Genomic DNA, 26,477 nt, shown 5'->3' with positions numbered 1-26,477 from the left:
ACTACCGGGAACCCTGTCCCATCACCACGTCCTTCACCGGCGCACTGGGGTCGACGAATCCGCACAACGCGGCGGCCACGCCCGCCCACAGTTGCGGGTTCATCGCGACCAGCTGATTGCCGCTCTTGCCGATGGCAGCAATCACCTCGCGGCGCGTCACGGTGTCCATCGTCAGATATTCACGGCAGGTCGTGGTCAGTAGATCGGCGGGCACCATCCCCTTGCCGGCCTCGCCCGGTGTCGCCACCGGATTGCCCGTGATCGCCTTGGCGCAGCCACCACCGGTCATGACCACCACGGCCGCCAACGCCGCGAGTCCCAATCGGCGAATCCTCATGGGCGCCTCCTATCCCCGAAGCCAGTGCCTCGGCTTAGATATCCAGCTCCCCGACCAACGAGTCAACCACCGCACGCAGATCCCCGTCGTGTTCCTCGGCCACGTTGTGCTGGCGCTGATAAGAGGCACCGCGCTTTGGGATATCAGCAACGAGTGCCAATTGGTCTGCGCAGTCTAGTGATTCGGCCACCGGCTGCAACCGGGTCAGCAAGTCGTCGAGATCCTCGGTGACCAGCCGCTCGTTACTGTCGGCATCGAGGATGATGATCGCGTCCAGGCCGTAGCGCGACGCGCGCCACTTGTTCTCCTGCACATGCCAGGGCGGCATCACCGGCAGCTGCTCACCGGCGTCGAGCCGACGATCCAGATCCACCACCAGGCAATGTGTCAGCGCCACCAGCGCCGAAAGCTCCCGCAGGTTGGACACCCCGTCGAAAATTCGGACCTCAATGGTGCCCAGATGCGGTGACGGCCTGATGTCCCAACGGATTTCGTTGATGTGATCGATGATGCCGGTCTTCTTCTGATCGTGCACGAACCTCTCGAACTGCCGCCACGTCTCGAACTGGAACGGCAGCCCCGCGGTCGGCAGCTGCTGGAACATCATCGACCGGTTACTGGCGTACCCGGTGTCGTCGCCGGCCCAGAACGGCGAGGACGCTGACAGTGCCAGCAGATGCGGATATTGGTTGAGCAGTGACGAGATGATCGGCATCACCTTGTGCGCTGAGGACACTCCGACGTGAACATGAACGCCCCAGATGAGCATCTGCCTGCCCCACCACTGGGTGCGCTTAATCAACTCGGCATAGCGCCGCCCGTCCGTGAGCTGCTGGGCCGACCAGGAGGCGAACGGGTGGGTGCCCGCGCAGAACAACTCCATGCCGCGTTCGTGCACGATCTCACGCGCGCCCCGCAGCGTCGTCCGGAGGTCAGCCATCGCCTCGTCGACGGTGTCGCAGATACCGGTGACGACCTCAATGGTGTTGCGCAGCAACTCCTTATGCACGTGCGGACTCTCGCCGACATCGGCGATCACCGCGGACGCCTCGTTGCTCAGGTCCCGCGTCTGCGCGTCGATCAGAGCGAACTCCCACTCGACGCCGAGCGTCGGGCGAGGTGATCCGGCGAAGTCGATGCGGCCGGGTTTGCCCGCGGGCTTAACCGGTGCCGATGACACCGCACGCCACCCGCTTCCCGGCATCACCGGTGGCCATGGTGGTTTCGTCCGGACCCGGGGCGCCACCATTGGTCTGCTGGTAGCGCTCCGGCGGGATATTGGCGAAGTTATCGGCATCCGCGTGGATGATGATCGCAGTGCCCTTGCCGGCCAGCAGGTCATCCTTGGTGAACGCACTGGTCGTGGTCACCAGCATTGCGGTGCCGTCCTCGCGTACCTGCAGCGAGGCCAGGTCGCCGCTGGCCGGATGTCCGGTGTGCCCGCTGGCCTGGAAGTGACCGCCGGCGGAGAGGAAGTCGCCGGGCGCGCCGCCGGCCGGGGCCACGGAGTTGGCTTCGCACTTGGCGACCGAGTGTAGGTGCAGGCCGTGGAAGCCCGGCGTCAGCTTGCCGGCCCCAGTGGTCTGCACGGTGACGGTGGCGAAGCCATTCTCGAAGTCGAAGGTGGCCGCGGCAACCTGCGTACCGTCGGCGGTCTTCAGCTGCGCGGACAAGGTATCGCCGTGGCCGGCGGATGCCTGCGGTGCGCCGTGCCCCGCCTCGGGCGACCCGTGCGGTTCTTCGCCCGCGGCGGCCGGGGCGGGGGACCCGGTCCAGATCGCCGGCGTGGTGCCGGGCTGCGATGCGATCGGCTCGTTGGGGCTGCACGCGCTCAGCAACACGACTGGAGTGACGAACAAGACGGCGGCAGCAGTTCTCACGGGGCTCACGGGCTTGACCATGTGCCGAAGCCTATCCGGTCACCAGAACGATCACGCCCGGTGGTTGCTCGGCAATTTCTGGAGTTCTCGCGGCCACCGGTGCGTTCAGCACTTTGGCGACCGCCTCGGCGGCGGCCTGCTCCCCGTCGGTCGTGCCGTAGTACACCGTCGTCGCGGGCGGCGCGGGCATCTGGAGGTTGCTGGTCTCGGTGACGTTCCAGCCGGCCTCACGCAGCCGGTCACCAACTCGACTGGCGGCGCCTTCACCTTCGCCGACGTTGAACACCCGCACGTCGGCCTTGGGCGCCGGTGCAGCCGACGTCTTCGAGGTCGTGGTGGTGACGGTGCGCACCGACGTGTCATCGCTGCCGGTGTCGCTACCCGAGCCCATGGCCTGGAAACCGACCAGCAGTAAGATCACGCCGAGGAACAGCAGCACCATCACCATGGCCCGCAGTGGCAAGCCGGAGGAGTCAGGTACGCGGTCGTTCATCGCGCCCACTGTAACCAGCAGCGGCCTTCAACCTGAAAAATCAGGGAACCTCGAAGCCGAGCCGACGCGCCGCGCGCGCCTTCTGCCGGCTCGCCCGCAACCGTCGCAGGCGCTTGACCAGCATCGGATCAGCCGCAAGCGCCTCGGGGCGGTCAACCAGAGTGTTCAACACCTGGTAATAGCGCGTCGCCGACATGCTGAACAGCTCTTTGATGGCCTCTTCTTTGGCGCCGGCATACTTCCACCACTGGCGCTCGAAGGCCAGGACGTCGTATTCGCGGCGAGTCAACCCATCGGGAAGGTCAGCGTCGTCATTAGACCGCTCGGCCCGTGCCATGGCGCCGTCCATATCGATCTGCTGACCCTTTCGAAGACCCTGACAACACGTCCCTATGCTCGGCGCTCATTCAATCACGGTTGAGCGGGTTGGGACGGCAGCCAACCCCGCGCGTCGGCTGACTTAAGCTTGCCGATCATGGCAGTGAGACCAATTGTGATCCTGGGCGATCCCGTTCTGCACACTCCGACACAACCGGTGCCGGTTGGAGCCGATGGTTCACTGCCCGACGATCTCGCGGATCTGATCGAAGATATGTACGACACGATGGACGCGGCCAACGGAGTCGGGCTGGCGGCCAACCAAATCGGAGTCGGAAAGCGGCTGTTCGTCTACGACTGCGCCGACGAACGCGGCAAGACCACCCGCCACCGGGGTGTGGTGATCAACCCGGTCCTGGAGACCTCGGAGATCCCCGAGACGATGCCCGATCTGGACAACGATGACGAGGGCTGCCTATCGGTCCCCGGTGAGTCGTTTCCGCGCGGCCGGGCGAAGTGGGCGCGGGTGACCGGTCTGGATGCCGACGGCAGCCCCGTCACCTTGGAGGGCCACGACCTGTTCGCCCGAATGCTGCAACACGAAACCGGTCACCTCGACGGGTTTCTCTATGTCGACCACCTGATCGGCCGGCACGCCCGTGCGGCCAAGCGCACGATCAAGTCCAACGGCTGGGGGGTGCCCGGCCTGTCGTGGCTGCCCGGTGAGGGTCCCGACCCGTTCGGCCATTGAGCCGATGACGAGCTTGCCGCCGGTCGGCAGCCGGGTGAGCCTGCGCTACCGCTTACCCGCGAGCTCGACGCCGCCGCTGACCGACGTGATCGGCGACCTGCAGGCCGTCGAACCGGTGATCGTGGTGCGCACCAAATCAGACGGCCTGGTCGAGGTCAACCCCGCCGATGTCGTGGCGGTGCGGGAGCTCAGCGTCGTTCCGGTGCGGGCCTCCGAAATTCGGGCGCTCGAGCACGCTGCGACACTGGCCTGGCCAGGTACCGAACAACAGTGGCAGGGCGGTTGGCTGCTGCGGGCCGGCGGCGGTTACACCAGCCGGGCCAACTCGGCTGTGCCACTGGATTTTTCGGCGACCCTTGACGCGTTGCCCGGAATCGTCGATTGGTACGGGCAGCGGGGATTGCCGCCATGGCTGGCGCTGCCGGAGCGGCTGCTGGCGATTCGAGCCGAGGGCATCAAGCACACCCGGGTGATGGTCGGCGACCTCACCGGCGATCTCACGGGGGTCGAAGCGGATCCAGAGGTGGCCCTGCTGGCGCGTCCCGATGCGGCGTGGCTGGCGGGGTATGAGCGCGATGTTCCGGCCGAAGTGCTGACCGCCGTCGTCAATGGCGAGGTGGTGTTCGCCTCGCTCGGCACCGCCGCGGTGGGGCGCGCGGCGGTGACGACCGCACCGGACGGCACCCGCTGGCTGGGGATCTCGGCCGTGCATGTCGGTGCCCGAATCCGCAGGCGAGGGCACGCCCGCCGGCTGTGCGGGGCTCTTCTGGGATGGGGTACCGAACGGGGTGCGACCCGGGCGTATGTGCAGGTGTTGAGTGACAACGAGGGCGCGATCCTGCTGTATCACTCGCTGGGTTTCCGGCTGCACCATCACCATCGCTACGTCGATGCCCGGTCGTTGACCGCACGTAGTCTGTAGCCCATGCCTGCCGACGCCCTGCGCCTCGCGACCTGGAATGTGAATTCGATTCGTACCAGAGTGGGCCGCGTCGTCGACTGGCTGCAGCGCGGTGATGTCGACGTGCTGGCCATGCAGGAAACCAAGTGCACCGACGACCAGTTCCCCACCATGCCGTTCCTCGAAGCGGGCTACGAGGTGGCGCACTGCGGGTTCAACCAGTGGAACGGGGTCGCGATCGCCTCCCGGGTCGGCTTCGACGACGTCGAGGTCGGATTCGACGGCCAGCCGTCGTGGAGTAAGGACGGGACCGACGCCAAGGCTGAGGCCCGCGCGCTGGCCGCCACCTGCGCCGGCGTGCGGGTGTGGAGTCTCTATGTGCCCAACGGTCGCACCCTGGCCGATCCGCACTATCAGTACAAGCTGGAATGGCTTGCCGCGCTGCGCGACACCGCCGAGTCCTGGCTGCAACACGATCCGCAGCAGCCGATCGCGCTGGTCGGCGACTGGAACATCGCACCCACCGATGAGGATGTCTGGGACATCGCTGCGTTCGACGGCGCCACCCACGTGTCGGAGGCGGAACGCAACGCGTTCAACGCGTTCGCCGACACCGCGTTCACCGACGTGGTGCGCCCGTACACGCCCGGCCCCGGGGTGTACACGTATTGGGACTACACCCAGCTGGCCTTCCAGAAGCGCCGCGGTATGCGCATCGACTTTATCCTCGGCTCACCGAGTTTGGCGGCCCGGGTGACACACGCCGAGATCGTCAAGGACGAACGCCGCCCGGGCAAGAAGGGCGACCCCGCACCCAGCGACCACGCACCGGTGCTGGTCGATCTGAGCCGCTGAGCGCACAGACGCTCAGACTTTTGACGGCTCGCTGACCTTCACCAGCATCTTGCCGATGTTGGCGCCGGTGAACAGACCGTTGAGCGCATCGACACAGGATTCGAGTCCGTCGAACACCGTCTCACGGTGCACCAGCTTGCCCTCGGACTCCCAGCGACGCAGATCGGCGAACGCCTCGTCGAAGCGGCCCCACATGTCCAGCGCGTTGAAGCCTTGCATCGAGGCGGTTTTGGCGAGCAGGTTGACGTAGTTGGCCGGACCGGGATGCTCACCGGTCAGGTAGCTGGAGATGACACCGCACAGCACCACCCGCGCCTTGGGTGCCAGCCGGCCCAGCACCGCGTTCAGGATCGGGCCGCCGACATTGTCGAAGTACACGTTGACGCCCTTGGGGCAGTGCTGTTTCAGGGCCGCGGCGACGTTGTCGTCCTTATAGTCGATGCAGGCGTCGAAACCGAAGTCCTCCACCACCGCCCGGCATTTGTCCGGCCCCCCTGCGATGCCCACGACCCGGGCACCGGCGATCTTGGCGATCTGCCCGGCCACCGAACCGGTGGCGCCGGCGGCCGCCGACACCACAACCGTCTCCCCCTCTTGGGGGCGGCCGATATCGGTCATCCCGAAATATGCTGTGGCGCCGGTCGGACCGTACACGCTCATGATGGCCAGCTGATCGGTTTCACCGGGAATGGGCGTGCTGAAGAGGTCGTCACGAATGACGGCGTACTCCTGAAACCCGGTCAGCGTGGTGACGATCTGGCCAACGGTGAACGCCTCACATCGGGTTTCGACCACCTCGCCGATCCCGGCGGCGCGGATCACCTCGCCGAGCTGAACCGGCGGCAGATAGCTTGGCTGGTCGTCGAGCCAGGTGCGGACGGCGGCGTCCAGGCCGACGTAGGTGGTGCGTAGCAGCGCCTGCCCCTCGGCAAGCTCGGGTGCGGTCCCGGTAGCCAATTCGGTGTCGGCGGGTTGCACCAGACCCGACGGGCGGCGGCGCAGCAGGATCTGGCGGTTCGTCAACGCGGGCACGGTCAGTGAAGCTACCGAAACCGGCGCTGGTGTGAAGCCCAGTTGAGACAAACCGCGGTAGGACCCCATACCAGTCCGCTACCCTCCAGCAAACGGCTAAGGGTTCCCATTTCGGTGCCCAGGATGGTTTGATCGCAATGTCATGGTTGGCCCGTGGCATCCCCGGGGAGGTCTTGGTGCACCGCGCCACCGCATCGTTCTATTACAAGCCTGCGGCTTTCGCCGCAGCTGTCGCCGTGTCGTTATCGGCGTTGTTCACCGGGATCCCGGTGAGTGCCGCCGATCCTGACGATGGCGACGGCGGCAGCAGCTACGACGATGGTGGCGGTTACGACGACGGCGGCTACTACGACGACCCGGGCGTTGAAGACCCCGGCGACGTCGATGACGGCGGTATGGATGACACCCCCGATACTGACGATCCCTCCGACGAGGACTCGCCGGAATCTCCCGGCGAGAACGCACAAGAGCCGGACAACGCGCCGCAACCCACCGGCGAAGAGCCCGGCGGGCAAACTGAGGAGCCCGGCAGCGGAACTCATGAGCCGTCCGGCGGCCCCGAGGAGCAGCCCTCGGCCACCGAAAGCCCCGACGGGCAGCCCTCGGCCACCGAAAGCCCCGACGGGCAGCCCTCGGCCACCGAAAGCCCCGACGAGCAGCCATCCGGCACCGAGAGCCCGGACGACGAGCCCGACGCGGAGCCGAAGCCGGACACCGCTGACAGCCCGGACAGCACCGCGGCCCGTCGCGGCCGGGTGGTCGGCCCGAAGACCACCCGAAAGGGCGCTCGCTCCTACGGCAACAAAGTCAAAGCCGCAGCATCCCGGCCCACCACCGGGTCCCAGCGCGGCAACCGGCTGAGCAGCCCGGTCATGAAGTGGAACTCGAAGTGGACCGCGTACGACCGGTACTACCGACCGGTCTTCGCCAACCCCTACCGGTCCCCGATGCAGGTGGTCTACGACGATGGGGGCTCCCCCCGGACGTTCACCGTCCCGCCGCTGCAGCGCGGCGTGATCGACACACCCGGACCCGGCGTCTACAGCTTCACGGCGTCGACCCAACAGGGTTCGAACCCGCCGACCAACATCTCGGTAGGCAGTTTCTCCGGCGGCGGGTTCAAGCCGGCACCCGGACAAGCTCCCCCGCAGAAGCCGGCTCCGCTCAATATCACCAAGAACGCTCTCGTCCAGATCACTTTCGACCAGGGCAACTCCGTGCCGTTCCGGGTGCGCTCACTGACCGACCTCGGCAACGATCCCGCTGTCGGCAACACCACGAGAGTCCTTCTGGACGGCGAGATTCCGGCCTGGGGCAAATGGTCCCAGGACGACAAGGGCGAGAAGTTGTTCCAGATTTCCCGGACGCAGTTGCTCCCGGGCATCGACCCGCCTGGCCAGAACCCGCTACCGGGCTACAACATCAAACTTGTTGCCGCCCAACAGCCCGCATCCTGGACTCAGCGGCACCGCACCATCCTGGTCGGCGGCGGAGTCGCGGCCGGTGTGGTGGTGCTCGCCGGTGTCGGCGGCGCGCTGGTGATCAGGCGCCGACGGACGGGTGGGCCCGCGAGTGGGTGAGTCCTTCAGCCGCTGACGTTTCGGCTGCGACCGGGCGGTATCCCGACGGCAGCAACCTTCCAAATTGACCGATGAAGTGCTTTGATTTCCGAAGCCAGGGCCCGCGAGGCCGCGTCGTTCGGGAGGAATGAATGCGCACCGAAACCGCCGCGAGGCCGCGCAAAGTTGCAACCGTCACCGCCGCGCTCACGGTGTCGCTGGCATCGTTGTTCGCCGGAGTACCGGTCAGTGCCGCCGATCCCTACGACGACGACAGCGGCAGCAGCTACGACGGCGGGGGCAACGACAGCGGGGGTGCGCAGGAAGCCCCGGGGAGCGGCGAGGATGGGCAGGAGAATCCCGACCAGGGCGGCGGCGCTCGGGAAGTCCCGGGCGACACCGGCGGTGGGCACGACCTCCCCGGCCAGGACAGCGCGCCCGAATCACCCGGCCAGGGCGGCGGCACACCGGAATCCCCAGGCGACAGTGCCGGCACCCCCGGCCTCAGTGGCGGCACCCAGGAAGCCCCACCGGCCGGCGGCACTATGCAGCCGACTGAACTCGACGCACCGGAACCCGACGTCACGGCGGCCGCCTCCTCCGAGACAACCCGGGCAAGCACAACGAATTCCAGCCAAGAGGTCAGCACCTATCAGGAGTCGCTGACCTCGACGGTGGTATCCACGTCGACGGTGAGCACTGCGGTCACGTTGAGCAGTCCGGTGTCGCAGTGGAATTCGAGCTGGGTGTCGTATGACACCTACTACCGTCCGGTCTTCACCAATCCCTACCGGATCCCCCTGCAGGTCATCTACGACTACGCCGGCGGACCCCAGGTCTTCACCGTGCCGCCGATGCAGCGCGCCGTCATCGACGTCCCCAACGGAGGTGTGTACAGCTTCACCGCGGCCACCAAACCCGCATCGGGACCGCCGACCAACATTGCGGTGGGCAGCTTCTCCGGCGGCGGCTTCCAGCCGGCACCTGGCCAGGCCCCACCGCAGAAGCCGGCGCGGCTGAACTCGACCAAGAATGTCTTGGTCCAGATCAAGTACAGCAGCGGCACCTCCGACCCGTTTCGGGTCAGTTCGCTGACCGACCTCGGTAAGGATCACGACGCGAAGGACACCACGAAAGTCCTCCTCGACGGGGAGGTCCCGGCGTGGGGTGCGTGGACGAAGAGCGCTGAGGGCGAGGCGCTGTTCGTGATCACCGAAACCCAACTGCTGCCCGGCGTGAAACGTCCCGGCCAGGATCCGCTGCCGGGCTACAACATCAGGCTCGTCTCATCCGAGAAGTCCACCGCGTCCTGGTTCAGCCGACATCGGACTGTTCTCATCGTCGGGATCGTCGGGGTGCTGGCACTCGCCACGGCGATCACCCTCATCGTCATGCCCAAGCGCAGGCGAACCGCGAATGGGGTGGACAAATACCATGTTTGAGTCGTTGAGCCGCGGTCGGCGCATGGCCGGCGCGAGTTGGTCAGTCCTGAAGGCGTGTGGTACTTCCTGTGCACATTCGTCATCGTGTTCTGCAACGCCGCGCTGATCAGTTGCGCGCTGCAAGGTTTCTCCGGCTAGATTCCCACAATCCGTTCGGGATTCGCCGCCGCCGGCAAGCGCCTGCCGCGGATCCTAGGCTGGTCATTGATCACTGCCACGTTCAGCGGAATCTGGCGGGGCACCACGTATCCCGTGGTTGGGGTCCGCGCCACTGAGGGCGTCGGTCCTATCAACGCCGGCAAGCGTTCGTCGGGAATCCTGCGGCGGACGTGGGGTGAATCCTGGCCGGTTCAGGCGGACTCGGCCTCATCTCCGTCCTGTTCATACTGCCGCTCTTGGTGACCATCCCCCTCGGTGCCGCGGTGTGCCTCTACTCCACCACCGGTGTCGCACCCAGCCACATGGACGCTCGCCTGCTACAGACGTCGTTCAAGAGCAAGTGAACCTGGTGACCGCTAGGTGAACATTGGGCGATTCGACTGGCGATCGCCCGTAACCGAAACCACCATCGTCGGATGGGTTCGTTCGTGTCGGTTTACGTCGATTGGGCAGTATCCGTCGAGCACGTGCGTGCCGCTGCCAAAAAGTTGCCGATGCCCGCCGGGGTCTTACGCGTCGACGTCGTCGAGGCCGGCGACACGCTCGGCTGCCGGGTCGCGGTCGACTTGACCGGGGATTTCGATGAGCAGCGCGACGGGCCCCACATCGCCCGGTCTTATGCCGCACAACTGTCGGACGCGCTCGCCGTGCCGGCGTTCGCGCTTCACGATCTCATTCTGGTCGGCCGTTCGGATTGGTGAACCCGAGCCGTTCTCGGCTCGTCATGGTCTGTTCGCGCGGCGGTGCTGGGCTGAGCCGGTGAGTTCGGACATCGACATCCTGATTCCCAAAAGCACTGCACACCAGACGGTGACGTGCAACGACGCACTCATCGAGATCTATCGCCGGGAACGGCCCGCCGGCGGTGCACGGGTAGTGAGCGACCTCATTGAACTGCGCGAGGTGATCTCGGAGAGCATGCGGGCCTCGCGCGATCGCACCGCCCGCGTGGGAGCGGTCACCCTAGTTCGGGTATCCGATCGGCTCAAGGCGTGCGCCCAGGAAGAGCTGGGCCCCGACGAGATGCAGGCCGCGATGTGGCGCACCGCCGGACGGCTACACCGCTGGGTTGCCGAGGGCACCGCGCCGCCGGTCGCTACTCGGCGGCCGTCGCCTGCGCGGGCTCCTGGGCCTCGGTGACCGCGTCGGCGGCGTAGCGGCCGGGGTTGAACAGTGACGCGATCGCGCCGATCACCATCATCAGCGCGGCAGCACCGAACACCACCACCAGCCCGGAATGGAACGGCTCCATAATCAGGTTCGGGAAGAACGTCTGCCCGGTCAGCACATCGGCGTTCACACCCGGCTGGTGCAGTGCGTTGTAGGGTGCCAGTAGCTCGGCGATCGGGTTGTAGCCCAGGAAGGCCGCGAACAGGCTGCCCACCGGTGGCAGATTAGCGACGTCGTGGGCGACCGCGGCCGAAATACCCTGGGCCTGGAGGCCCTTGCTCATCGCGTCGGGCAGAGTGTGGGCCAGCCCGACGATCATCAGCGAGAAGAAGATTCCGATCGACAGCGAGTTGCCGGCGTTGAAGAACGTCGCACGTACCCCGGAGGCGGCGCCCCGCTGGGCGGCCGGGACGCTGGACATGATTGCCGCGGTGTTGGGCGCGGTGAAGATACCGCCGCCGAGACCGTTGAGGAATACCAGAACCGCAAAGACCCAATAGTTGAAATTCACCGGAATCGCCAGCAGCGCAACGAAGGTCGCCGCCATCAACAACATGCCGGCAACGGTGAACGGTCGCGCACCGAAGCGGTCGGCTAACGAACCGGCGATGGGCGCGGCGGCCAGGAAGCCGAAGGTGGCCGGCAGTAGATAGATACCGGCCCACAGTGGTGTGGATTCAAAACTGTAGCCGTGCAACGGAAGCCAGATGCCCTGCAGCCAGATGATCAGCATGAACTGGAGGCCACCGCGGCCCACCGACGACATCAGTCCAGCGAGATTACCCATCCCGAAGGACGCCGACCGGAACAGTCGGATATCGACCATCGGCTGCGCGACCTTGAGCTCGATGAAACAGAAGGCCACCAGAAGCACTAGGCCGCCGATGATTGACCCCAGCACCATCGGGCTGGTCCAGCCGGTCGTCGAGTCGCCGTAGGGCTGAATGCCGTAGGTGATCCCGATGAGCAGCACCGTGAGCCCGACTCCGAACGTGACGGTGCCCGCCCAGTCGACGCGGCCGGGGCTGCGAACGCCCAGTTCCCTCAGGGAGCGCACGCTCCAGATGGTGCCGATGATGCCGATCGGTACACCCACCCAGAAGATGGCCTGCCAGTGGATCTCGGAGAGCACGCCGCCGATGAGCAGGCCCAGGAACGAGCCGGCCACCGCCGCGACCATGTTGACACCCAGCGCCATACCGCGCTGGTTGGCGGGGAACGCATCGGTGAGGATGGCCGAAGACGAGGACATCAGCATTGCGCCGCCGACGCCCTGAATCACCCGCCAGACGATCAGCCAGATCGCCCCGCCGTCGAGGTGGAACGGGTCGAACGACAGCGCTACGGCCGCCAATGTGAAGACGACGAAGCCGATGTTGTAGATCTTCACCCGGCCATACATGTCGCCGAGCCGGCCGAACGGCACCACCAGCACGGCGGTCACCACCAGGTAGCCCATCAGCATCCAGAGCAGGTAGCTGACGTTGCCGGGGGCCAGCGGGTTGAGGCCGATACCGCGGAAGATGGCGGGCAGCGAGATCAGGACGATCGAGGCGTTGATCGAGGCCAGCAGGATGCCCAGCGTGGCGTTGGACAGCACCACCCACTTGTAGTGGGGGTGATCGTGGTCCATCCGGCGTCGCCGCCGGTCGGTTTCTGCCAGCGCGGGATCAAGGTCGGTCGACACAGGCGACTCTCGTTTCGTATGCGATCGTCTAGCAAATGGCAATGAGCGCCTGCCGGCGCAATAACACATATGTTAGCTATACAAATCAAGTAGGGCCAATCGGTATTCCCGGTCCCGAACGCGACTCTGGTGTGACGCTCGGCGGGAGAAGGTCTACTGTGGCGCTGGAACAACAACCACACGGGAGCGCACACGCGAGTGCGCTGAGAGGACGGCTAGGGCCGTCGACCGTAGAACCTGTCCGGGTAATGCCGGCGTAGGGAGTGAATATGGCTGATCTCATTGTCGAACCCATCGTCACCACCGGGCCGATCGCCGGCAGCACGAAGATCTACCGCGATCTCGACGACGGTGCCCGGGTGCCGTTTCGCCGAGTTGGCTTGGCCGGCGACGAATACCTGGACCTCTACGACACCTCGGGTCCCTACACGGATGCGCATGCGGTGATCGACCTGCACGCCGGGCTGCCCGCGCGACCGGGGGTGGTCGCCGACCGCGGCACCCAATTGCAACGGGCCCGCGCCGGTGAGATCACCGCCGAGATGGCGTTCATTGCGGTCAGGGAGGGAGTACCGGCGGATCTCGTGCGCGACGAGGTGGCGCGCGGCCGTGCCGTGATTCCCGCCAACCACCGCCACCCGGAGAGCGAGCCGATGATCATCGGCAAGGCCTTCGCGGTGAAAGTCAATGCCAATATCGGCAATTCGGCGGTCACGTCGTCGATCGGCGAGGAGGTCGACAAGATGGTGTGGGCCACCCGGTGGGGCGCCGACACCATCATGGACCTATCCACCGGCGCCGACATCCATGCCACGCGGGAGTGGATTCTGCGCAACTCGCCCGTGCCGGTCGGCACCGTGCCGATGTATCAGGCACTGGAAAAGGTCAAGGGCGACCCGACCCAGATGAGCTGGGAAATCTACCGCGACACCGTGATCGAGCAGTGTGAGCAGGGCGTGGACTACATGACGGTGCACGCCGGCGTCCTAATGCGGCACATCCCGCTGACCGTCAAGCGGGTCACCGGAATCGTCAGCCGCGGCGGTTCCATCATGGCCGCCTGGTGCCTGGCCCATCACCGAGAGTCGTTTCTGTACACCAACTTCGAGGAACTCTGCACGATCCTCGCCCGCTATGACGTCACCTTCTCACTGGGCGACGGTCTGCGACCCGGATCGATCGCCGACGCCAACGATGCGGCTCAATTCGCCGAACTGGCCACCCTGGGCGAGCTGACGAAAGTCGCCAAAGCCGCTGGGGTGCAAGTGATGATCGAAGGACCCGGCCATGTGCCGATGCATAAGATCGTCGAGAACGTTCGTCTCGAGGAAGAGCTGTGCGAGGAGGCCCCGTTCTACACGCTGGGGCCCCTGGCCACCGATATCGCCCCCGGCTACGACCACATCACGTCGGCGATCGGCGCGGCGATCATCGCCCAGGCTGGCACCGCGATGTTGTGTTATGTCACCCCTAAGGAGCACCTCGGGCTGCCCAACCGCAAGGACGTCAAGGACGGCGTGATCGCCTACAAGATCGCCGCCCATGCCGCCGACCTGGCCAAGGGCCACCCGCGTGCGCAGGAACGCGACGACGCGCTGTCTCGGGCCCGGTTCGATTTCCGGTGGCACGACCAGTTCGCCCTGTCGCTGGATCCCGACACCGCGCGTGAGTTCCACGACGAGACGCTGCCCGCCGAACCCGCCAAGACCGCACACTTCTGCTCGATGTGCGGACCGAAGTTCTGCTCCATGCGCATCACGCAGGACATTCGCGACGCGATGGCCGCCAAATCCGAGGAGTTCGCCGCTCACGGCAACCGGGTGTACATCCCTCTGGAAAACTCAGTGCCGTGAATTTCCTGCCGCTGACACCGCCGGGCCAGACCCCGCCGCGAGTCCTGACCATCGCCGGCTCCGACTCCGGCGGCGGCGCGGGCATCCAGGCCGATATGCGCACCTTCGCGCTACTCGGGGTGCACTCAATGGTCGCCATCACCGCGGTCACCGTGCAGAATTCGCTGGGCGTCAAGGGTTTTCATGAGATCCCAACGGACGTGATCGCTGGCCAGATCGAAGCGGTGGTCACTGATATCGGCGTGCAGGCAGCCAAGACCGGCATGCTGGCCTCCTCGGAGATCATCGAGACGGTCGCGGGGACCTGGCGCGACCTCGGGCTGGCCGGCACCCCGTTCGTCGTCGACCCGGTGTGCGCCTCGATGCACGGCGACCCGCTGTTGCATTCCTCGGCGCTGGGCACCCTGCGTACCGAGCTGTTCCCGCTGGCCAGTCTGGTCACCCCCAACCTTGACGAGGTGCGGCTGCTGGTCGGCATCGAGGTGGTCGACGAGCAGACCCAGCGCCACGCCGCCAAGGCGCTGCATGCACTGGGCCCGCAGTGGGCACTGGTGAAGGGCGGACATCTGCGGGGTTCGGCGCACAGTCCCGACCTGCTCTACGACGGCACCGAGTTCTACGAGTTCGACGCGCCTCGGGTGGACACCGGCCACGACCACGGCGCCGGCGACACACTGGCGGCGGCCACCGCATGCGCGCTGGCACACGGGTATTCGATGCCCGAGGCGGTGGCCTTCGGCAAGGCCTGGGTCACCGAATGCCTGCGGGCGGCCTATCCGCTGGGCGCCGGCCACGGCCCGGTATCAGCGCTGTTCCGGTTGCAGGCATGAGCGACGCTCGCGGAGCGAATCAACAGCGGGCATGCGGCACCCGAGCCTGCGAGGGAGCCGCGTGAGCCTCGATGACATCGCCGGCGTCGCTCACCTGCCGGCGGGCCCACCGGCAGGTGTCGTGATGCTGACCCACGGGGCCGGCGGCAGCCGGGAGTCCCCGCTGGTGATCCGGATCTGCGCTGAGTGGGCAGCCCGCGGCTGGCTGGCGGTGCGCTACAACCTGCCGTACCGGCGGCGTCGCCCGAAGGGGCCACCGTCGGGATCGGCGGCCGGCGACCGTGACGGCATCGTCGAGGCGCTCACGCTGGCCCGCACGCTAGCCCACGGTCCGGTGATCGCGGGCGGACATTCCTACGGTGGCAGGCAGACCTCGATGGTCGCCGCCGAGCACCCCGAGCTCGTCGACCTGCTGACCCTGTTCTCGTATCCGCTGCATCCGCCCGGCAAGCCCGACCGGCTGCGCACCGAACACTTCGGCGCCATCACCGTCTCGACCGTGTTCACTCATGGCGCCTCCGACCCGTTCGGCAGCATCGAGGAAGTTCGCGACGCAGTCCGCGCAATCCCCGGGCCCGTCGAGATCGTCGAGATCACCGGGGCGCGCCACGATCTCGGGTCCACGTCACTCGATGTCCCGGCGCTGGCGGTCGATGCGGCACTGCGAGCGCTGAGCGACCCACCTTCGGCGACATAGGTCCCGGAGGCTCGGGCCAAAGGGCTTTACCTTACTCGCGAGTAAGGTACGCTATTCTGGCTGCATGCCATTGACGCAGCTCGACGCGATCATCGTCGGCGCAGGTTTCGCAGGAATCGGTGCGGCAATACAGCTCAAACGCCTGGGGTTCGACAATTTCGTCGTGCTGGACCGCGAGGACGACTTGGGCGGCACCTGGCACGTCAACCACTATCCCGGGCTGACCGTCGACGTTCCGACCACCACGTACTCCTACTTCTTCGAACCGAACCCGCACTGGAACCGGCTGTTCTCCACCGGAGCCGAGATCAAGCAGTACGCCGACAATGTCGCCGACAAGTACGATGTGCGCCGCCACATCCGGTTCAACACGACGGTCGAGAGCGCCCGCTGGGACGAGGACGCCACGTTGTGGCGCGTCACGCTGGCCGATGGCGACACCCTGGCCGCGCGCTACCTGATCACCGCGACCGGGTTCCTATCGCAGCCGTTCACCCCGGAGATCCCGGGTATCCACACCTTCGAAGGCAAGATCATCCACACCGCCGACTGGGACGACGATTACCAGCCGGCGCACCGGAAGATCGGCATCATCGGCACCGGTGCCACCGCCGTCCAGCTCATCCCAGAGCTGGCCAAGGATGCCGCCGAACTCACCGTGTATCAGCGCACCCCGATCTACGTGGTGCCCAAGGTCGACATCAAGTTCTCGGCCCGGGCCCAGCGGCTCTTTGTCCGAGTGCCGGCAACCCAGCGGGCTATCCGCGCGGTCACCGACTGGCTGTACGAGTTCATGATCTCCGTCGGGGTGCTGCGCTATGTCCCGCGAGTCACCATCGCCGCCGCCGACCTGGCCAAGATGTGGCGATTCGCCACCATTCGAGACAAGGCGCTGCGCGAAAAGCTCACCCCGGATTACGACTTCGGCTGCAAGCGGCCGACGTTTTCCAACAAGTACTATCGCGTGTTCACCAAGCCCCACGTCATCCTGCAGACCAGTGGCATCGACCACGTCGAGGCGGACGGCATCGTCGCCAACGACGGCACGAAGGCTGCCATCGACACCCTGGTCCTGGCGACCGGCTATGACATCTGGGAGGCCAACTTTCCGGCCTTCGAGGTGATTGGCCGCGACGGCCGCAACCTCGGAAAGTGGTGGCGGGACACCCGATTCCAGGCCTACCAGGGGGTTGCGGTGCCGTACTTCCCCAACTTCCTGAGCCTCGCCAGCCCCTACGCCTTCCTCGGACTGAACTTCTTCAACTCGATGGAATACCAGATGCGGCACATGGACCGGATCTTCGGTGAGCTGAAGCGCCGTGGGGCAACCACATTCGAAGTCACCGAGGAAGCGAACACCCGTTATCTGGACCGGATGACCGAGTTACTCGGGGACACTTTGTTCACCCAAGGAAACTGCGCATCGGCGCGGTCGTACTATTTCAATCCCAGTGGTGAACCGACTCTGCTGCGGCCGATGTCCACGCGCAACGCGGTACGCGAGGCCTCGACCTACCCGGTGTCCGATTACCGCATCAGTTGAACCCTGAGAGGACGTCGATGTCTGCAGAGCCGTTGATCAAGTTGACCGGGGTGGTCGTGGCCGTCACCGGGCTGTCGCACTTCGTGCGCCCCGAGCTGTTCGAATCGGCTACCAAGTCGGCGTTTCCGGACAACACCGTGACGCACACCTACATCGATGGCGGCATCGAGACCGTGATCGGGTTGGCGTTGGTTGCCCCCAAGACCCGCAAGCTGGCGCTGGCCGGGCTGCTGGCCTACGGCGCCTATCTGGGTGTCAACGTCGCCCGTAATCGCTGATCGGCGCCGCGCTATCGGGCCTTGCCGAATTGGCAGGCCCCGCCAGCGCGGAAGGGTTCAGCCAGCTGCTGCAGGTAGTCCGCGGGATAGTGCGGTTTGGCCGCCATCCCCAGGTCGTCGGTACTGAACCGGCGTCCTGCGTCGGAGGCGCACGTGCGGGGCAACCACACCCACACCAGTCCGCATTTCGTTGTCACGGTCTAACATCCTGCCGGTGAGCAGCCTGCAGCGCCGACTCGGCACCGCGGACGCGGCGATCATCGGACTCGGTTCGATGGTCGGAGCCGGCATCTTCGTCGCGCTGACCCCCGCCGCGGCCGCCGCCGGGTCGTGGCTGCTGGTCGGGCTGGCGGTGGCGGGTGCGGGTGCGGTCGCCTACTGCAACGCGATGTCCTCGGCATGGCTGGCAGCCCACCACCCACAGTCGGGCGGTACCTATGTCTACGGCCGTGCGCGCCTTGGGGATTTCTGGGGCTATCTGGCGGGCTGGAGCTTCGTGGTCGGCAAGACCGCATCGTGTGCGGCGATGGCGCTGACGGTCGGGTTCTACGTGTGGCCCGCGCAGGCGCATGCCGTGGCAGTCGCCGCCGTTACCGCTCTGACCGCCGTCAACTACCGCGGCATCCAGAAGTCGGCACAGCTGACCCGCATTATCGTCGCCATCGTGCTGGCGGTGCTGGCTGCCGTGGTGACGATCGTGGCGACCTCCGGACGAGTCGACGCCGATCACCTGAATCTTGGCGAGGCCAGCATCTTCGGGGTATTGCAAGCCGCCGGATTGCTGTTCTTCGCCTTCGCCGGGTACGCACGCATCGCCACACTCGGCGAGGAGGTACGCGATCCGGCCCGGACGATCCCGCGAGCTATTCCCGTGGCGCTCGGTCTTGCCTTGGTCGTGTATGCGGCAGTGGCCGTGACCGTGCTGGCCGTCCTGGGTCCGGACCGATTGGCAACGGCCGCAGCACCATTGGCCGACGCGGTGCGCGCATCCGGGGCCGGCGGTTTCGAGCCGGTGGTCCGCATCGGTGCGGCGGTGGCGGCGTTGGGCTCGCTGCTATCGCTGATTCTGGGGGTGTCGCGAACCACGCTCGCGATGGCACGCGGTGCCAGCGCTTGGATTGATCGGTTGCGCAGCAGTGGCGCTCGGCTCGATCGCCGCTCTCGTCGTCTATCACGGCGTGCGAGGGCTCGGCGCGCTGCGGGGCGCGCGGTCGTAGCCGACCCGCGATCACGGCATCGAGTCCGAGTCACGGCCCCGTGATGAGGTGGCGGGTGCGGTCGTCGCGCAGCGGAATACCGTTGCGGCCGTCCATGTCCTGGGCATAGAGCCCCACCGAGAACACCACTCCCCCGCCCAGGATGCCCAGCGCGGTTTTGTCGATGTGGTCGAGGGTGTCGGTGTTCTTGTGATAGTTCGGATCGAACGGCGCGTCTGCCGTGCCGCCCCACAGCTTCTGCTGATCGGCGGTCTTGTTCTCCTCGGCCCCGGAGAACAGCCCGCCCGAGGGCACCCCGGCCTGGGTGAAGGCGTCGTAGTCCGACCGGCCATCGAATGACGTGTCCTGAGCTGTCTTTCCGGCCGTCTTGAGGTAGGCAACCAAGGTCCGCTCGATCCCCGCCGACCCTTCCGGCACCCGCGGTATCCGGCCGCCCGGTCCCGGCGCCGTGGATTGGTCGCCGTCATAGGTGAAGTAACCGGGGTTGGGTGAGCCGATCATGTCGTAGTTGAGATAGAGCGCAATATCCGTGAGCTGGTCGACATTCAGCGACTCGATGTACTTCTTAGATCCGATCGTTCCGAGTTCTTCAGCACCCCAGAATGCAAACCGCACAGCGTTTTTCACGTCAGGATTGGGACCGAGCTGCACGGCGGTCTCCAGCACCGCGGCCACCCCGGAGCCGTTGTCGTTGATACCCGGGCCTTCCGGGACGCTGTCCAGGTGAGCCCCGACCATCACGACGTCGCTGGCCGAGCCGGTCTTGGTCTGGGCGATGACGTTGCGGGCGCTGACGTTCTTGGTGTTGGCCTCCAGCTTGAGTGTGGTCGCACCGGGGTTCGCCCGCAGCGCCGCGCCGTCGGCCTTTGTCACCCCGACCACCGGGAGCTTGACGTCGGTGTCCTCCCCGAGGGTGGCGCCCATCATTTGGCCATCGACGTTGTCGGCGACGACCAGCGCGACGGCCCCCAGCTTGGCGGCAATCGCCTGCTTGTCCTTGAACGGGCAGCTACCCCGGTCAACGAGCACCACCGCACCCTTGACCGGCAGACCGTCGTAGTCCTCCGGGGCACACCCGGGGGTCTCCTCAGCCGGTGCGGCAACCAGCGGCCCGCTGACCCCCTCCGGCGGGGTGCCCAGGCTGAACTCCATCGCGCGGGCGGTCACCCCGGTCCCGCCGACGCGCAAGTCCGGCTTGCCGGATTCGAAGACCCTCGCCTGGAATTCGGGGGTCTGCACGTCGAACCCTTTTGCGCGCAGCACACCGGCGACATAGTCGACGCTGGCATCGAACCCGGGAGTGCCGACCGCGCGGGTGCCGTTGTTGGCGTTGGCGATGTCCTGCAGCTTCTGCAGATGGGCGTACATGGCGTCGGTGCTGACCTGCTTGCGCAGCCCGTCGGCGAACTGCGCGGCGGGAGTCGTCGGCGTGTCTGGCTGCCCAGATTTGGCCGGGTGACTGCATCCCGCCACGGCAACGACTACGGCGGCCACCCTGGCAGCTACCAGGTATCTGTGTTCCACCGCGCCCAGGTTAGCCGCATCGGCATGTACGCAGGTTCGGGTGGCACGATTGAGCGCGATGACTGTGACCGCCCCGCGCCGCCGCCTGGTGACCTCAACCGAGGTCTTGGTCGCCGGGTTGGTGGTGTGCGCGCTAGTGGGCACCTGGATGCGCGACGGGGTGGCCGACAATCCGCGGCTGGCCACCGCAGGCACGGTGTTCGCCGGGGTGTTTTTGCAGGCCGTGCCGTTTCTGGTGCTCGGTGTGATCATCAGCGGATTGATCGCCGCTTTCGTCTCCCCGGAGCTGCTGGCCAGGATGCTGCCCCGGCGAGCGCCCGCGGCGGTGCTGGTGGCCGGGGTGGCCGGCGCCGCCTTGCCGGGCTGCGAATGCGGGTCGGTTCCGGTGGCGCGGCGGCTGTTCGGCGGTGGGACGACGGGCGCTGCGGCGTTAACGTTCATGCTCAGCGCGCCGGCGATCAATCCGGTGGTGCTGGTGGCCACCGCGGTGGCCTTCCCCGGTCAGCCGGAGATGGTGGCGGCCCGCTGCGTGGCCTCCCTGGCCACCGCGGTGGTGATGGGAGCGCTGTGGTCACGCTGGGGACGGCCTGGCTGGGTGACGCGCACGCTGCCCCGCGCCGATGGTGACGGCCAGCCCCGCTGGACGGTGTTCACCGAGGCCGCCCGGCACGACTTCCTGCAGGCCGGCTCGTACCTGGTGATTGGCGCGGCGGCGGCCGCCACCCTGCGAGTTATGGTGCCGCCCTGGATGTTCGAGCACGTCGCCGGTCATCTGCTGATCGGCGTGATCACGATGGCGCTGCTGGCGTTCGTGCTGGCATTGTGCTCGGAAGCCGATGCCTTTGTCGCGGCCAGCCTCACCATGGTGCCGCTCATACCGCGGCTGGTGTTCCTGGTGGTCGGCCCGGCCGTCGACGTGAAACTCGTTGCCATGCAGGCAGGTCTGTTCGGGCGGAGCTTCGCACTGCGGTTCGCTCCCGTCACCTTGGTGGTCGCGACCGTACTGGCGACAGCGGTGGGGCTGGTGCTGCTATGAGGCGCGAAACCGAGAACACGCTGCTGTTGATCGTCGGGATCGCGCTGGTCATGGTCACGGTCACCGGGGCCTACACCCGCTACGTCAAACCGGGGATGCTGCCGTGGCTGGCGATCTCGTCTGCGGTGGTGATCGGCCTGGCATTGGTCGCGATCGCGCGGGATGTCCGGGGTGCCGAGCAGCACCACGAGCACGCCGGGCACGTTCACCGCAACAGCATCGTCTGGCTGCTGGTGCTGCCGGTGGTGCTCCTGATCTTCGTAGTGCCACCGGCGTTGAGCGCCAGGGCGGCCGCACCCGCGGCGGTGACCGTGACCGGTGCCCGGTCGTTTCCACCGCTGCCGCCCGGGGCGGCGCCGGCGGTATCGCTACCCGAGATACTGATGCGGGTCGCGGTCGGCAAGGTGGGCGGTCTGGACGGCAGGAAGATCACCACGACGGGATTCATCATGCGCGACGGCGATCAGGTCTATCTGGCCAAGATCGTGATCATCTGCTGCGCGGCTGACGCACAGCTGGCCCGGCTGCACCTGTCCGGGCCGGCGATGTCGAGCGCGACGGCGTATGCGGAGAACACCTGGCTCCGGCTCGAGGGCACTGTGCCTGCGGGCCAAACCTATTCGGGCACCTCGTCGATACCGACGCTCGAGGTATCGAGCATCACCCGCATCGACCCGCCCGCCAACACCTACGGCTGAGAAAACCCCGCCACGATCAGGTCGGCGACCGCACGCATGCCGGCGGCGTTGGGGTGAAACGGTGCAGGCCGGCGCGGCAGCAACCACCCGGTGCCGACCGTCCAGGGATCGGCCGACCAAGCGTGGTGGTAGCGGCTCGCCTCGGCGGCCTGGATCACCTCGCAGCCGGTGGCCTGGGCGGCCTCGAACGTCTCCTGGGCCAGTCGGTGTGCGACCCGACGGCCCAGTTCGGCGATGTCCCCGGACAGCGGCGGCGCGGGTGTTCCCGCGGGCGGTAGCAGAGTCAGGTAGTCCACGAACAGGATTCGCGCCAGCGGCGACCGCTCGCGCAGCACCTGGCCGACTTCCCGCAGGGACGCACCGACCTGGTTCAGCGCCGCCTCGCGGGCCGCGGGATCCAGGAATGCCCGCAGCTTTTCGCCGAGCACCGGCGTGGCCCGCAACATCGTCGGCAATGTCGCGGCGAACAGCAGCGGGACGTAGCCGACGTCGTTTCCGCCGATGGTGACGGTGACCAGCTCCTCCGAGCCGTTCAGTGCGTCGACCTGTGGGGGCGCACCGCGCTGGGGGTCGCGCAGCACGTTGGCCGTGGTGGCTCCGGAGTAGGTGACGTCGACCAGATCGAGGCCAAGGCGTTCGGCGGCCAGGTGCGGGTAGTTACGGGACGAGCGGCTGGCAGCCCTCGGCGAACCCGCTGCCCTCGGCCTGATCCCGGGGCCAGCCGCCATCGAACTACCCAGCGCGACATAGCGGGTCACGTTCTGCTCACGCGAGACTCGGGCTCGATGCCCGCGCCCAGAACCGTTTCGGGATACGCCCGGCGTGCCGGGCCAGCAATCCGGCCGTGACGGCCGCGGCCATCGCGGCGGCCATCGCCGGCGGATCGGCGGCCCGGGTCACCGCACTCGCCAAAAGCACAGCATCACAACCTAATTCCATGGCCAGCGCGGCGTCACTGGCGGTGCCGATCCCGGCGTCCAGGATCACCGGCACACCGGCGGCGCCGGAGATCATCTCGATATTGTGCGGATTGGCGATGCCCAGCCCGGTGCCGATCGGCGAACCCAACGGCATCACCGCCGCGCAGCCGATGTCCTCGAGCCGGCGGGCCAGCACCGGGTCATCATTGGTATAGGGCAGCACCACGAATCCGTCGTCGACCAATTGCTCTGCCGCTCGCACCAATTCGACCCCATCGGGTAGCAGGGTTCGCTCGTCGGCAATGACTTCGAGCTTAACCCAGTCGGTGCCCAGCGCCTCCCGTGCCAGCTGCGCGGTCATTACCGCCTCCGCCGCCCCGCGACAGCCCGCGGTGTTGGGCAGCGGCGTGATCTCCAACCGCGCCAGCAGGTCCAGCACACCGGTGCCGCCCTCGGCGTCGACACGGCGCATGGCCACCGTGGTCATCTCGGTACCCGAAGCCACCAGCGCCTCTTCGAGCACCGTCAGGTTCGGTGCGCCGCCGGTGCCGAGGATCAGCCGCGAGCCGAATGTGCGGCCCGCGATCTCCAGCTGCTCAACCACCCTGCACCGCCGTCACCACTTCGACCCGAGCCCCCTCGGGCACTGTCGAATTCCATTGCGAACGAGGCAGAACCGTCCAGTTCACGGCGACGGCGATACCGCGCTCCGGAATGCCGAGGGTTTCCAGCAGCCGCGACACCGTGGTGTCGGCGTCAACTTCGCGCTCCTCGTCGTTGACCATCACCCTCACGCCCGTACTCCTATCAACTCGGCGGCGATCCGCTCAGCGGTCCACGGCGCCAACAGAAATCCCGATCGGCCATGTCCGGTGGCCACCAATGTGCGTTCGTCGAGCCGGCCGACGATCGGCATATTGTCCGGGGTCATCGGCCGCAACCCCGCGGCGCTCTCGGCCAGTTCGTACTCGCCGAGGGCCGGCATCACCTCGCAGGCGTCGTCGAGCAGCTCACGCACTCCGGCCACGGTCGGGGCGGTGTCACGGCCGCGTTCGTATTGCGTCGCGCCGATCACCACACCGTCGGCGCGGGGCACCAGGTACACCGAGCGCCCATGCACCCTGGCTCGAACCACGCGCTGCGGCAACGGCATACAGCCGCGCCGCCAGCGCAGTCGCAGCACCTCACCCTTCACCGGGCGGACCTGCAGGCCGGGCCACAGCGTGGGCGCGTCGATACCGTTGGCGATGACCACGGTGTGCGCACCGTCGCGGGCACCGTCGAGCTGCTCTACCGGCGCGGCCCACCGAACCCCGAGCTGCTCGCAGTGCGCCTCCAGTGCGGCCACCAGTTTGCGGTTGTCGACCGCCAGCTCGTCCTCAGCGAGGAAACCATGCCGGATACCTTGGGCCAGAAGCGGTTCGGTGTCGCGCGCGGTGGTCGTTACCGTGACCGGGTGCCCCTGGGCCGACAACCAGTCCGCGACGGTGCGCAGGTCTTGGGCGTCGGCGCGGTCCACCCCGACCACCAGCGACTGCCGTGCGGTGACCACCTCGACGGGCAGCCCGTCGAGGAAACCGTCGTGCCACAGCCGCAGCGACTCCAAGCCCAGCGCCAGCAGCTTTTCCTCGCCGGGCCAGCCCTCGCTGTGCGGGGCCAGCATGCCGCCGGCCACCCAGGACGCACCCCACGCGGCAGTGCGATGTACTCGCACCGATAACCCATCGAGCGCCGCGCGGCGGGCGACCGCGAGACCGATGACGCCGCCCCCGATGACGGCCAGAGAATCCTTCGACATATCCCTTTCGCTTCCTTCGCCGGCATGACCCGGATCAGGTGGTGACGGTCTGGAGGGGTAACGCCTCCACTCTCAGCCCCGCTGCCGGGGCTCCCGTGCCAACCCCCACGCTAGCCGCTACCGTCGCGGTGTGCACGAACCTCAGACCAGGCTCGCTACCGCACGGCTCTACCTCTGCACCGATGCCCGCCGCGAACGCGGTGATCTGGCCGAGTTCGCCGAGGCCGCGCTGGCCGGCGGCGTCGACCTCATCCAGCTACGCGACAAAGGCTCCCCCGGCGAGCAGCAGTTCGGGCCGCTGGAGGCGCGCGGCGAGCTGGCGGCCCTCGAGATCCTGGCCGACGCGGCCCACCGGCACGGCGCACTGCTGGCGGTCAACGACCGCGCCGATATCGCCCGCGCGGCCGGCGCCGACGTGCTGCATCTGGGTCAGGACGACCTGCCGCTGGCGGTGGCCCGCGATATCGTCGGCCCTCGCACCGTGATCGGCCGGTCCACCCATGCGATCGGTGAGGCCACCCGCGCGCTGACCGAGGACGTCGACTATTTCTGCGTCGGCCCGTGCTGGCCGACCCCGACGAAACCGGGCCGCGCCGCACCGGGCCTGGAATTGGTCCGTGATGTGGCGGCGGCGAATCCCGGGAAGCCATGGTTCGCCATCGGCGGGATCGACGAGCAGCGGCTGCCGGAGGTGCTGGACGCCGGGGCGAGCCGAATTGTGGTGGTGCGGGCGATCACCGCGGTCGACGACCCCAAGGCCGCTGCCGCCCGGTTGCGTGCCGCGCTCGACCAATCCCCGGGTCGATGCGCTCCCACCCACCGGTCCAGCTAGCCGACCTCGGCGGCCGCCGACCTGCACCACGCGAAGACACCGGACTGGATCTCGACGGTGTGCGGCAACGACTGCTGACATTCGTCGTGATCACCGGAGCTCAGCATGGTGGTGATGTGCAGCCGTTCCCAGCTGGCGGCGAAGCCGGGGTGCAGCGGCAGCTCGACCACGTCATCCTCGGGCACCCAGCGCAGCTCGGAGCTTTCCCGGTTGGCGACGGTGGTCAGTAGTTCGGGGGCATCGGCGACGACGGTCGTGTAACTCCAGTGCGTCCCACCGGTGCCCAAGACCTCGGCCGTCACCACCAACGCGCGGACCTGTACGTGCTCGGCGAGCAGCCCGGCTTCCTCGTGGGCTTCCCGGACGGCGGCCTGCTCGGGGGTTTCGTGGCTGTCGCGGGCTCCGCCGGGCAGCGCCCAGGTGCCGCCCTGATGGCTCCACGGCGCGCGGTGCTGAAGCAACACGGCCGGGGTACCGTCGGGACGGGGCGCCCGCAACAACAGTCCGGCGGCACCATGCCGTCCCCAATAGTGGGTACCGGTGTCGGATACCACCCAACCGTCGCCATCCCCACGCACGCGTTCAGGATAAGCACGCCACGCCAGAGTTAGGTCGGTCTATCCCGCCCCATCCGTCACAACACCTCTTAGGATTATCTCAGGATGCA

Annotated in this window: 29 protein-coding genes, 2 pseudogenes and 2 riboswitches; of the genes and pseudogenes, 17 read left to right on the top strand and 14 right to left on the bottom strand. The window is 67.1% G+C overall.

Annotated elements, in window-relative coordinates:
- Position 1: 1 nt before the first annotated feature.
- Genes G6N13_RS10775 through G6N13_RS10755 form a run of 5 tightly spaced genes read right to left on the bottom strand, consistent with a single transcriptional unit; the run spans position 2 to position 3,059 of the window.
- Positions 2-337, bottom strand: a complete 336-nt coding sequence (locus tag G6N13_RS10775) for a hypothetical protein (RefSeq protein WP_163696901.1) — start codon at positions 335-337, stop codon at positions 2-4.
- Between the two features lie 34 nt (positions 338-371).
- Positions 372-1,541 (bottom strand): glutamate--cysteine ligase, encoded by a 1,170-nt coding sequence (locus G6N13_RS10770; protein WP_235678061.1) that lies wholly within the window; start codon positions 1,539-1,541, stop codon positions 372-374.
- Positions 1,498-2,238 (bottom strand): superoxide dismutase[Cu-Zn], encoded by a 741-nt coding sequence (gene sodC, locus G6N13_RS10765; RefSeq protein ID WP_163696897.1) that lies wholly within the window; start codon positions 2,236-2,238, stop codon positions 1,498-1,500. The genes G6N13_RS10770 and sodC overlap by 44 nt, the downstream gene beginning before the upstream one ends.
- Before the next feature lie 10 nt (positions 2,239-2,248).
- Complete coding sequence (locus tag G6N13_RS10760) at positions 2,249-2,710, bottom strand: LytR C-terminal domain-containing protein (protein WP_163696895.1); 462 nt, start codon at positions 2,708-2,710, stop codon at positions 2,249-2,251.
- Positions 2,711-2,750: 40 nt separating this feature from the next.
- Entirely contained in the window at positions 2,751-3,059 is a 309-nt protein-coding gene (locus G6N13_RS10755) for a nucleoid-associated protein NapA (RefSeq protein ID WP_094480893.1), read from the bottom strand.
- Positions 3,060-3,185: 126 nt separating this feature from the next.
- On the opposite strand from G6N13_RS10755, the gene G6N13_RS10750 reads away from it, so the two are divergent.
- Genes G6N13_RS10750 through G6N13_RS10740 form a run of 3 tightly spaced genes read left to right on the top strand, consistent with a single transcriptional unit; the run spans position 3,186 to position 5,535 of the window.
- Entirely contained in the window at positions 3,186-3,779 is a 594-nt protein-coding gene (locus tag G6N13_RS10750; protein WP_163696893.1) for a peptide deformylase, read from the top strand.
- 4 nt (positions 3,780-3,783) lie between these two features.
- Complete coding sequence (locus G6N13_RS10745; RefSeq protein ID WP_163696891.1) at positions 3,784-4,701, top strand: N-acetylglutamate synthase, CG3035 family; 918 nt, start codon at positions 3,784-3,786, stop codon at positions 4,699-4,701.
- 18 nt (positions 4,702-4,719) lie between these two features.
- A complete protein-coding gene (locus tag G6N13_RS10740; protein WP_163701983.1) occupies positions 4,720-5,535 on the top strand; it encodes an exodeoxyribonuclease III in 816 nt (271 codons plus the stop codon).
- 12 nt (positions 5,536-5,547) lie between these two features.
- On the opposite strand, the gene G6N13_RS10735 is transcribed toward G6N13_RS10740, so the two are convergent.
- Positions 5,548-6,567: an NADP-dependent oxidoreductase gene (locus G6N13_RS10735; RefSeq protein ID WP_163696890.1), complete on the bottom strand. Its 1,020-nt coding sequence runs from the start codon at positions 6,565-6,567 to the stop codon at positions 5,548-5,550.
- A 137-nt stretch (positions 6,568-6,704) separates the two neighbouring features.
- Here G6N13_RS10735 and G6N13_RS10730 point away from each other — a divergent pair, with 137 nt between their 5' ends.
- From G6N13_RS10730 to G6N13_RS10715, 5 genes are all read left to right on the top strand, one after another.
- The gene (locus G6N13_RS10730; RefSeq protein WP_163696888.1) at positions 6,705-8,147 is read left to right on the top strand and encodes a hypothetical protein; all 1,443 of its coding nucleotides are present in this window, start codon (positions 6,705-6,707) and stop codon (positions 8,145-8,147) included.
- Between the two features lie 131 nt (positions 8,148-8,278).
- Positions 8,279-9,568, top strand: a complete 1,290-nt coding sequence (locus G6N13_RS10725) for an ICP22 family protein (protein ID WP_163696886.1) — start codon at positions 8,279-8,281, stop codon at positions 9,566-9,568.
- A gap of 252 nt (positions 9,569-9,820) precedes the next feature.
- A complete protein-coding gene (locus G6N13_RS26160) occupies positions 9,821-9,970 on the top strand; it encodes a hypothetical protein (protein ID WP_407663921.1) in 150 nt (49 codons plus the stop codon).
- A 173-nt stretch (positions 9,971-10,143) separates the two neighbouring features.
- The gene (locus G6N13_RS10720) at positions 10,144-10,428 is read left to right on the top strand and encodes a hypothetical protein (protein ID WP_163696884.1); all 285 of its coding nucleotides are present in this window, start codon (positions 10,144-10,146) and stop codon (positions 10,426-10,428) included.
- Between the two features lie 58 nt (positions 10,429-10,486).
- Positions 10,487-10,867 (top strand): hypothetical protein, encoded by a 381-nt coding sequence (locus G6N13_RS10715; RefSeq protein WP_163696882.1) that lies wholly within the window; start codon positions 10,487-10,489, stop codon positions 10,865-10,867.
- On the opposite strand, the gene G6N13_RS10710 is transcribed toward G6N13_RS10715, so the two are convergent.
- Entirely contained in the window at positions 10,824-12,530 is a 1,707-nt protein-coding gene (locus G6N13_RS10710) for an MFS transporter (RefSeq protein WP_163701981.1), read from the bottom strand. The two genes, G6N13_RS10715 and G6N13_RS10710, sit on opposite strands and share 44 nt — an antisense overlap.
- A gap of 224 nt (positions 12,531-12,754) precedes the next feature.
- A riboswitch (TPP riboswitch) is annotated at positions 12,755-12,864 on the top strand.
- On the opposite strand from G6N13_RS10710, the gene thiC reads away from it, so the two are divergent.
- The 5 genes from thiC to G6N13_RS10685 all read left to right on the top strand — a co-directional run bounded on the left by thiC (position 12,854) and on the right by G6N13_RS10685 (position 17,785).
- On the top strand, positions 12,854-14,437 hold the full coding sequence (thiC, locus tag G6N13_RS10705; RefSeq protein ID WP_163696880.1) for a phosphomethylpyrimidine synthase ThiC: 1,584 nt from the start codon (positions 12,854-12,856) through the stop codon (positions 14,435-14,437). (Overlaps the previous riboswitch by 11 nt.)
- Positions 14,434-15,267 carry a bifunctional hydroxymethylpyrimidine kinase/phosphomethylpyrimidine kinase gene (gene thiD, locus G6N13_RS10700; protein WP_163696878.1) on the top strand — a complete coding sequence of 278 codons (834 nt, stop codon included), beginning with the start codon at positions 14,434-14,436 and terminating at the stop codon, positions 15,265-15,267. The genes thiC and thiD overlap by 4 nt, the downstream gene beginning before the upstream one ends.
- A gap of 61 nt (positions 15,268-15,328) precedes the next feature.
- Positions 15,329-15,964, top strand: coding sequence for an alpha/beta hydrolase family protein (locus G6N13_RS10695; protein WP_163696876.1), 636 nt, complete (start codon positions 15,329-15,331; stop codon positions 15,962-15,964).
- A gap of 64 nt (positions 15,965-16,028) precedes the next feature.
- A complete protein-coding gene (locus G6N13_RS10690; RefSeq protein ID WP_163696874.1) occupies positions 16,029-17,507 on the top strand; it encodes a flavin-containing monooxygenase in 1,479 nt (492 codons plus the stop codon).
- A gap of 17 nt (positions 17,508-17,524) precedes the next feature.
- Positions 17,525-17,785 carry a DoxX-related protein gene (locus G6N13_RS10685; protein WP_163696872.1) on the top strand — a complete coding sequence of 87 codons (261 nt, stop codon included), beginning with the start codon at positions 17,525-17,527 and terminating at the stop codon, positions 17,783-17,785.
- A gap of 11 nt (positions 17,786-17,796) precedes the next feature.
- Here the strand turns inward: G6N13_RS10685 and G6N13_RS10680 are convergent.
- Positions 17,797-17,964, bottom strand: a pseudogene (locus tag G6N13_RS10680) (sterol desaturase family protein); the annotation flags it as partial.
- A 95-nt stretch (positions 17,965-18,059) separates the two neighbouring features.
- Here G6N13_RS10680 and G6N13_RS10675 point away from each other — a divergent pair.
- Positions 18,060-18,887: pseudogene (locus G6N13_RS10675) on the top strand (APC family permease); the annotation flags it as partial.
- Between the two features lie 145 nt (positions 18,888-19,032).
- Here the strand turns inward: G6N13_RS10675 and G6N13_RS10670 are convergent.
- Positions 19,033-20,526, bottom strand: coding sequence for a M28 family metallopeptidase (locus G6N13_RS10670; protein ID WP_407663891.1), 1,494 nt, complete (start codon positions 20,524-20,526; stop codon positions 19,033-19,035).
- Positions 20,527-20,584: 58 nt separating this feature from the next.
- Between G6N13_RS10670 and G6N13_RS10665 the strand changes: the two genes are divergently transcribed.
- Together G6N13_RS10665 and G6N13_RS10660 are read left to right on the top strand one after the other, a co-directional pair.
- Positions 20,585-21,562 carry a permease gene (locus G6N13_RS10665; protein WP_163696870.1) on the top strand — a complete coding sequence of 326 codons (978 nt, stop codon included), beginning with the start codon at positions 20,585-20,587 and terminating at the stop codon, positions 21,560-21,562.
- Positions 21,559-22,260, top strand: coding sequence for a TIGR03943 family putative permease subunit (locus G6N13_RS10660; protein ID WP_163696868.1), 702 nt, complete (start codon positions 21,559-21,561; stop codon positions 22,258-22,260). The genes G6N13_RS10665 and G6N13_RS10660 overlap by 4 nt, the downstream gene beginning before the upstream one ends.
- Here G6N13_RS10660 and G6N13_RS10655 read toward each other — a convergent pair.
- The 4 genes from G6N13_RS10655 to thiO all read right to left on the bottom strand — a co-directional run bounded on the left by G6N13_RS10655 (position 22,251) and on the right by thiO (position 24,978).
- Positions 22,251-23,018, bottom strand: a complete 768-nt coding sequence (locus G6N13_RS10655) for an SGNH/GDSL hydrolase family protein (RefSeq protein WP_179965116.1) — start codon at positions 23,016-23,018, stop codon at positions 22,251-22,253. The genes G6N13_RS10660 and G6N13_RS10655 overlap by 10 nt on opposite strands.
- 7 nt (positions 23,019-23,025) lie before the next feature.
- On the bottom strand, positions 23,026-23,784 hold the full coding sequence (gene thiG, locus G6N13_RS10650) for a thiazole synthase (RefSeq protein ID WP_163696865.1): 759 nt from the start codon (positions 23,782-23,784) through the stop codon (positions 23,026-23,028).
- The gene (gene thiS / locus G6N13_RS10645) at positions 23,777-23,974 is read right to left on the bottom strand and encodes a sulfur carrier protein ThiS (protein ID WP_163696863.1); all 198 of its coding nucleotides are present in this window, start codon (positions 23,972-23,974) and stop codon (positions 23,777-23,779) included. Before thiS ends, thiG begins: the two co-directional genes overlap by 8 nt.
- Positions 23,971-24,978, bottom strand: coding sequence for a glycine oxidase ThiO (gene thiO / locus G6N13_RS10640; protein WP_163696861.1), 1,008 nt, complete (start codon positions 24,976-24,978; stop codon positions 23,971-23,973). The genes thiS and thiO overlap by 4 nt, the downstream gene beginning before the upstream one ends.
- A riboswitch (TPP riboswitch) is annotated at positions 24,973-25,085 on the bottom strand. It overlaps the preceding gene by 6 nt.
- A gap of 23 nt (positions 25,086-25,108) precedes the next feature.
- Between thiO and thiE the strand changes: the two genes are divergently transcribed.
- Positions 25,109-25,810 (top strand): thiamine phosphate synthase, encoded by a 702-nt coding sequence (gene thiE, locus G6N13_RS10635; protein ID WP_163696859.1) that lies wholly within the window; start codon positions 25,109-25,111, stop codon positions 25,808-25,810.
- On the opposite strand, the gene G6N13_RS10630 is transcribed toward thiE, so the two are convergent.
- Entirely contained in the window at positions 25,807-26,388 is a 582-nt protein-coding gene (locus G6N13_RS10630; protein ID WP_163696858.1) for an NUDIX hydrolase, read from the bottom strand. The two genes, thiE and G6N13_RS10630, sit on opposite strands and share 4 nt — an antisense overlap.
- Positions 26,389-26,477: the final 89 nt, after the last annotated feature.

The organism is Mycolicibacterium sarraceniae (genome assembly GCF_010731875.1).
GTDB lineage: Bacteria > Actinomycetota > Actinomycetes > Mycobacteriales > Mycobacteriaceae > Mycobacterium > Mycobacterium sarraceniae.
This window is presented reverse-complemented; position numbering and strand designations above follow the sequence as displayed.

Coding starts and splice junctions, on each gene's coding strand:
- G6N13_RS10775 (WP_163696901.1), bottom strand. CDS start 337: ATGAGGATTCGCCGATTGGGACTCGCGGCGTTGGCGGCCGTGGTGGTC.
- G6N13_RS10770 (WP_235678061.1), bottom strand. CDS start 1,541: ATGCCGGGAAGCGGGTGGCGTGCGGTGTCATCGGCACCGGTTAAGCCC.
- sodC (WP_163696897.1), bottom strand. CDS start 2,238: ATGGTCAAGCCCGTGAGCCCCGTGAGAACTGCTGCCGCCGTCTTGTTC.
- G6N13_RS10760 (WP_163696895.1), bottom strand. CDS start 2,710: ATGAACGACCGCGTACCTGACTCCTCCGGCTTGCCACTGCGGGCCATG.
- G6N13_RS10755 (WP_094480893.1), bottom strand. CDS start 3,059: ATGGACGGCGCCATGGCACGGGCCGAGCGGTCTAATGACGACGCTGAC.
- G6N13_RS10750 (WP_163696893.1), top strand. CDS start 3,186: ATGGCAGTGAGACCAATTGTGATCCTGGGCGATCCCGTTCTGCACACT.
- G6N13_RS10745 (WP_163696891.1), top strand. CDS start 3,784: ATGACGAGCTTGCCGCCGGTCGGCAGCCGGGTGAGCCTGCGCTACCGC.
- G6N13_RS10730 (WP_163696888.1), top strand. CDS start 6,705: ATGTCATGGTTGGCCCGTGGCATCCCCGGGGAGGTCTTGGTGCACCGC.
- G6N13_RS10725 (WP_163696886.1), top strand. CDS start 8,279: ATGCGCACCGAAACCGCCGCGAGGCCGCGCAAAGTTGCAACCGTCACC.
- G6N13_RS10720 (WP_163696884.1), top strand. CDS start 10,144: ATGGGTTCGTTCGTGTCGGTTTACGTCGATTGGGCAGTATCCGTCGAG.
- G6N13_RS10710 (WP_163701981.1), bottom strand. CDS start 12,530: ATGGACCACGATCACCCCCACTACAAGTGGGTGGTGCTGTCCAACGCC.
- thiC (WP_163696880.1), top strand. CDS start 12,854: ATGGCTGATCTCATTGTCGAACCCATCGTCACCACCGGGCCGATCGCC.
- G6N13_RS10690 (WP_163696874.1), top strand. CDS start 16,029: ATGCCATTGACGCAGCTCGACGCGATCATCGTCGGCGCAGGTTTCGCA.
- G6N13_RS10685 (WP_163696872.1), top strand. CDS start 17,525: ATGTCTGCAGAGCCGTTGATCAAGTTGACCGGGGTGGTCGTGGCCGTC.
- G6N13_RS10665 (WP_163696870.1), top strand. CDS start 20,585: ATGACTGTGACCGCCCCGCGCCGCCGCCTGGTGACCTCAACCGAGGTC.
- G6N13_RS10660 (WP_163696868.1), top strand. CDS start 21,559: ATGAGGCGCGAAACCGAGAACACGCTGCTGTTGATCGTCGGGATCGCG.
- thiO (WP_163696861.1), bottom strand. CDS start 24,978: ATGTCGAAGGATTCTCTGGCCGTCATCGGGGGCGGCGTCATCGGTCTC.